The sequence below is a fragment of the Alistipes sp. CAG:268 genome, from assembly GCA_000434235.1.
GTDB classification, from domain to species: Bacteria; Bacteroidota; Bacteroidia; order Bacteroidales; family Rikenellaceae; genus Alistipes; species Alistipes avistercoris.
Genome location: FR891979.1, coordinates 1 through 5,972 on the forward strand (window position 1 = coordinate 1; position 5,972 = coordinate 5,972).

General features: G+C 54.8%; 4 protein-coding genes. All 4 read left to right on the forward strand.

Annotated elements, in window-relative coordinates; genetic code table 11:
- Positions 1–280: 280 nt before the first annotated feature.
- Positions 281–1,186, forward strand: coding sequence for a hypothetical protein (locus tag QZL63_RS02700; RefSeq protein ID WP_290585721.1), 906 nt, complete (start codon positions 281–283; stop codon positions 1,184–1,186).
- Entirely contained in the window at positions 1,164–2,540 is a 1,377-nt protein-coding gene (locus QZL63_RS02705; protein ID WP_022307799.1) for a hypothetical protein, read from the forward strand. The genes QZL63_RS02700 and QZL63_RS02705 overlap by 23 nt, the downstream gene beginning before the upstream one ends.
- A 79-nt stretch (positions 2,541–2,619) precedes the next feature.
- Complete coding sequence (locus tag QZL63_RS02710; protein ID WP_022307800.1) at positions 2,620–4,485, forward strand: hypothetical protein; 1,866 nt, start codon at positions 2,620–2,622, stop codon at positions 4,483–4,485.
- A gap of 162 nt (positions 4,486–4,647) precedes the next feature.
- On the forward strand, positions 4,648–5,972 hold a 1,325-nt coding region (locus QZL63_RS02715), incomplete at its 3' end, for a SusC/RagA family TonB-linked outer membrane protein (RefSeq protein ID WP_290585733.1).

The following is a 5,972-nucleotide window of genomic DNA, read 5'->3' on the forward strand; positions in this document are numbered from 1 at the left end:
AATCTGGTAAATTCAATTGGAGAGAGGATAAGCGGCCAACTTCTTACGTCATACCCATTTTCCAGGGATAGGCGTGGGCTGTTGCTTATTTTATCTCCAAGGTATTCCAGAACCTCACTGTTAAAGTAGACATCGGCACCACGCTTCTTTTTTTCACCCCAAAAAAGCGAGACTTTTCTCCGAGGTGCCAGGGGAAAACAACGACGCCGTTCGTCCACCCGATATGGCGCAAAACCCCAGAAAACCCCGGCCTTACCGGCCGCTCCAAATCCTTTACTTTATGAAAAAACTCTATTCACTGTGCATGCTGTTCTCCGTCATGGGAATCTGCAGCCACTCACTGACGTCGTGCTCGTCTGACGACGATGGAGGAGGTCCGAAAAAGACCACTCTCGAGAACGAGTTCTCGTACAACAACGAGACTACCCCGATCGGTTCGGTAGTCTATACGAAAGACGATGCAAGCGGCATCTACACGTTCTACATCTCCCCGACCGAAGGCCTGATCGACCTCGACGCCATGCTTCTGGCTGACGACTACATCCTGATCGCGACAAACACGCCCACGGGTGATATCGACTTGACAGGGAAGGACAACTCGCTTGTTTACAAGAACGTAAAGATTTCCTCCGAGACCGCAGCCAACGTCCAGAACAGCGCTCTCTCGCTGTTGCTGACCTCGCAGACGACGGTCAAGCTGTCGCTCGATGCCGCCATGACCTCCGGCGAAACGCTGAAGGCCGAATACAACGGGCTGTGCATCTTCTACAAGAGCGAGGCCGAGCAGGGCGATGCTCTCAAGATGGACAAGCCGATGTTCGGATACTGGAGAGGCCAGACCACTTCGGGAACGAACAACTATCTCCTCGGTGTCGCCAATGTGGATTTCGTAACCCAGGGCACGAACATCGCCCTCAAAGAGCCCGGATATGCCATGATCCTCGACTGCTATCTCGACAGCGGCGACGAGTGGAAGACCTATCCCTCGGGCACCTTCACCGAGAGCAACAAATTCGGTGATCACACGTATTTCGACACCAACAGCTTCGTTGTCTACTTCGATGGCTCGGCCTCCACGACGATGCACGTATCGAGCGACGTAACCATCTCGCGCGAGGGCAATACCACCAAAATTTCGACCACCTTCATAGATAATGTAAGGTGTGGACCATGCCGTCACGTTTGAAGGCGACCTGCGCATCGGCAACGGTACGAAGTTGCCCAAGCTCACACAGCTCATGGAGGATGTCGAGCACAAGGCAGCATACGCCGAAGGCACCTATATGGGTGACCTGTTCGGTACGGGCGGTGGTCTTACGCTCATCACGATCGATGACGAGAACCGCGAAAACAGAGTTACCCCCTACTACCAGGTTTCGCTCGGCATCTTCTGCACGAAATGGGCCGATCCGAAAAAGGAGATGAGACTTGAGCCGGGAACTTACGAGGTCAGCACGACCTACAAGAAGGGGACGTGGATGAGCCCCAATGAGCTTGAGATCATGGGTATGGTACTTCCGATCGGAACTTACGTCTTCTATGATGACGGCGTATCGGACAGCGGTCTGTACGGCTACTGCACGGACGGTACGATCACCATCGCAGAGGCCGACGCCGGAAAATACAAGATCGACTACGACCTCGAAACGGTTACCGGCTACAAGGTCACCGGCTCCTACGAAGGTTCCGTAACGCTTACGGACTCGTCGGACGACAAGGAGGACGATGGATCCTCGACGCTGACCGAGGACCTGGAGCTCGATCTGAGCTACCTGACTGCTGCAAATGAACCGGCCCGCTGCTTCCCGCAGACGCAGATCTACATCGGTGGCCTGGGTTACCGTGACATCAACGATATTACCTCCTTCGTTCCGCCCGCTCCGGAGCCCTGCGGTTACCAGTTCATTGAGCTCGGTATGGCCACGGGTACCTATGTTCCGGATCCGGCCTACAACGATCCCGGCAAACTCGTCGAGGGTGACATCATCCGTCTCGACCTGCTCGTAAATCCGGGCGACGACGACAAGATCACCCCGGGAACCTACAATATCTCGCCGAACCGCTATCCGGCACAGATGTGGCCCGGTGTCTGCCTCCGCGGAGCTCAGGAGGTCGATCACATCGGTACCCGTTGGTTGTTCATCGGCAACGCAATCGGTAACGGATATCCCTCCCACATGAAGGATCCGGTATTCGTAGAGGACGGCCCGCTGAACATTCCTTCGATGAAGGGATATGCCAGCCTCTATACCGGCACCGTGACGATCGAAAAGGCTGAAGGCGGCGATAACTACTTCACCTTCATCATCGACGGCGAAGATGTTCTGCACCACAGCATCACGGGTACGTGGACCGGTCCGGTCGTACTCGGCACTACGGATACTCCGGTAGTCTCTTCGGGCAAGGAGTTCGGCTCGACGCGCGCCGAGAAGACCTCGACCGTTTCGCAGCAGACGAAGAACAGAATCCCGACTGCCAGCGAACTTAAAGGTCTGCAGCCCCTTCCGATGGAGCCGTTCGGACAGGTAAAGTTCCAGTAAAGCCTTACGGATATTCACCAAAAGAGCGCGGGTGCACACCCGCACCCGCGCTCTTTTCTCATCAATAAATTTTAGACCTATGAAAACGAGCTATTGGTCGAGACTACGCGTCTTGACATGGGCAGTTTTGTTCGCAGCCGGAAGCCTTGCTTCCTGCTCCGACGACGATGACAAGGGCGGACCTACCCCCCCGCCGGTTCAACTGGTAGACCAGATCGAATACGACGGAGGCACCCCCATCGACATCAAGTCGGCCATCTTCGAGATCGAGGACACCGATCTCTACACGTTCTACCTCTCCCCGACGGCAGGCATTGCCGACATGGACGGCATGAGCGAAGCCAACGACTACCTGCGTGTCATGGTCCGCAACCCGAAAGGAACGGTCAATACGGAATCCGACACGTTCGAAATCTCCTACAAAGACATTTCGGTAAAGGAGGCTACGATGAAGGATGTGAAATCGGTCAAGCTCTCGGCCGACTACCTCAGCGAAACGTCGCGTCTGAACCTCTATGTCGAGGTAGAGATGGAATCGGGCAAAACGCTGTTGGCTCGTTATGAAAACACCTGCTCCGAGGCAAAACTCCCCGAGTTGAACAACCAGTACGAACTTAATGGTGAGGCCCTCGCGATCGGCAGCGTATTGAAGTGGTCCAATGCAGCGACCGGTGCCACGACCTATTACTTCTACAACGAGGCCGATGTCACGGAACCGCAGGACGGTCTGAACGGACTGACGGTGACGCTGGCAGCCGAGACTACGGAGACAACGTTCGATCTCTCGACGGTAGATCCCGCACAGGTTTCGGTCAAGTACGGTGCCTTCCAGAACACCGAGAACACGACGGGTTCGCTGACCATCGAGGTCAAGAACAACGTACTGACCCTCGCAATCGACGCAGAGGAGGGTGACAACCACCTGCGCGCCGCCTACTCGGGCGCCTTTACGTTCGGATTCGAAAGCCAGAACTACATCAAGGTAACCAAGGGTGAAACTCCCGAAGAGGCCGCTCTTGCCAAGGTATTTGTCTACAAGAAAGGATCCACCAATATTCTGACATTCGGCATGGTAGATGCAGAAGCACCTGCCAATCTCATGGAGGGGAACTATGCAGCATCAATAAGTCTGACGGAGACCCAGCTCAAAGAATGTTCAATAGATCTGTCGGAAAAAGATCCTATTTTCCAAAAGCCTCTTGCCCAAATTCAAATTTTCGACTATTTAGAATATCGAATCTGGGACAACAGCACATATGCAGAGGTGAACGGAACGCTTACAACCCGCCAGGAGGGTAATACGACCTATCTGAAACTCGTTGTCGAATACAAGGATGGAGTAACACTTGAGAGCGAATGGAGCGGAGTACTGACAACCACGTCTGAAGAGACAGACATGACTCCCGTCAAACCGTTCCACCCGCACATCACCATCACTAAAGAGGACGGCTCTCCGACCGACCTTGATTGGGATATTACGGAACTGCAAATGCGCCATGATCCCAACTATTCTGACATGGGCGAAACTTCCCCGTCGTACATATTCTACTTTGTTAATGCCAACACGGAGCAAAATGGTGGAGTCGACAATACGACTGGCACCCCGGTTCTGATTATTCCGGATCAGGAAACATCCTACAACATCCCGAATCTGAAAGAAACCGGAGATACTTTCAAATGGAGTTTCCAGTTCAACAACCGCAATCTCAGCTTATACTCCCTCGGATATGGGTATAACTCATGGATGAAAAGATGCCCAGAGGAAGGCTCCATTCAGATCGAGAAGGTGGATAAGAACTGGAAGATTACCTTCCGGTTTAAAGACTTGATCGACAAAGGCTTCGCCAAAGAAGGTACATCCAATACACTTGTCGTAGAGTGGGAAGGCCCCGCCACGAAGTACTCGGGGACGAAACCCAACGACCTCACGGACGAAGACTATTAATCGCTGAATCGGTAGGCTGACGGCCACCGAATCCTCTGAATCGGGCCCGGTAACAGGGCGTAATACCGGGCCCGAAACGGGGGATTTTGGCCCACTCACCCGAGGACCGACCGCCACCGACTGATTCCCGGCACACATATTCGTGTAAAACTCAAATTTTTTATGGTAAGAAAACTCCTCATTACACTAACGGTTATGCTGGGCGCCTGCCTCTCGGCCTTTGCGCAGCAGCTCCAGGTAACCGGAACGGTCAAGGACCACACCGGAAATCCGGTTGCAGGTGCCACCATCCTGGTCGAAGGATCGACCACGGGTACGACCTCGAACGCTGATGGCAGCTACTCTATCACGGCTCCCTCGGATGCCACTCTCCTCGTCTCTTTCATCGGCTATCAACCGCAGCAGATCGCTGTAGCCGGCAAATCCAGAATCGACATCACCCTCAAGGAGGACACCCAGTCCATCGACGACGTCATCGTCGTCGCATTCGGTACGGCCAAGAAAGAGGCCTTTACCGGATCGGCTACCGTGATCAAATCGGACGACATCGCCAAATCGCAACAGTCGAACGTTGCCCAGGCGCTGGCCGGTAAGGTCGCCGGTGTGCAGCTGACGAACTCGTCGGGCCAGCCCGGTGCTGCCCCCGACATCCGCATCCGCGGTTTCAGTTCGCTCAACGCAGGCAACAGCCCGTTGTGGATCGTGGACGGCATGCCCTACTCGGGAGACCTGAACAACCTCAACCCGAACGACATCGAGTCGATGACCGTGCTCAAGGACGCCGCCTCGAATGCACTTTACGGTGCCCGCGGTGCCAACGGCGTCGTGATGATCACGACCAAGAAGGCCAAGTCGAAGGACGCCATCATCACGGTCGATGCCAAATGGGGAGTAAACTCGCGCGCCGTTAAGGACTACGAGTATATCACCAATCCCGCGCAGTTCTATGAAACGCACTACAATGCCCTGAAGAACTATTACCTCGACTCGGGCATGAGCACCATGGAAGCGCACCTGAAGGCCAACCAGAACCTCACCGGCTCGGCCAACGACGGCGGTCTGGGCTACATGGTCTACACCGTTCCCGAAGGACAGGAGTTCATCGGCATCAACGGCAAGGTCAATCCGCAGGCGACGCTCGGACGCCGCCTCGTATACGAAGGCCAGGAATACTACGTACGCCCCGACGACTGGACCGACGCCGCATTCCGCACGTCGCTGCGTCAGGAGTACAACATCAGCATAGCCGGATCGGGTGACAAAACTTCGGTCTATGCTTCGTTCGGATACCTCAACAACGAAGGTATCGCCTACAATTCGGACATGGATCGCTTCACGACCCGTCTGAAACTCGACTACCAGGCAAAAGACTGGCTCAAGATGGGAGCCAACGCCACCTACGCCCGCTTCCACTACAATCAGATCGACGACGACGGTTCGAGCGGCAGCTCGGGCAACGTCTTCGCCTACACGATGACCATCGGCCC

Bases quoted from the DNA above. Each gene is read 5' to 3' on its own strand.
- QZL63_RS02710 (WP_022307800.1), top strand. From the start codon at position 2,620: ATGAAAACGAGCTATTGGTCGAGACTACGCGTCTTGACATGGGCAGTT.
- QZL63_RS02700 (WP_290585721.1), top strand. From the start codon at position 281: ATGAAAAAACTCTATTCACTGTGCATGCTGTTCTCCGTCATGGGAATC.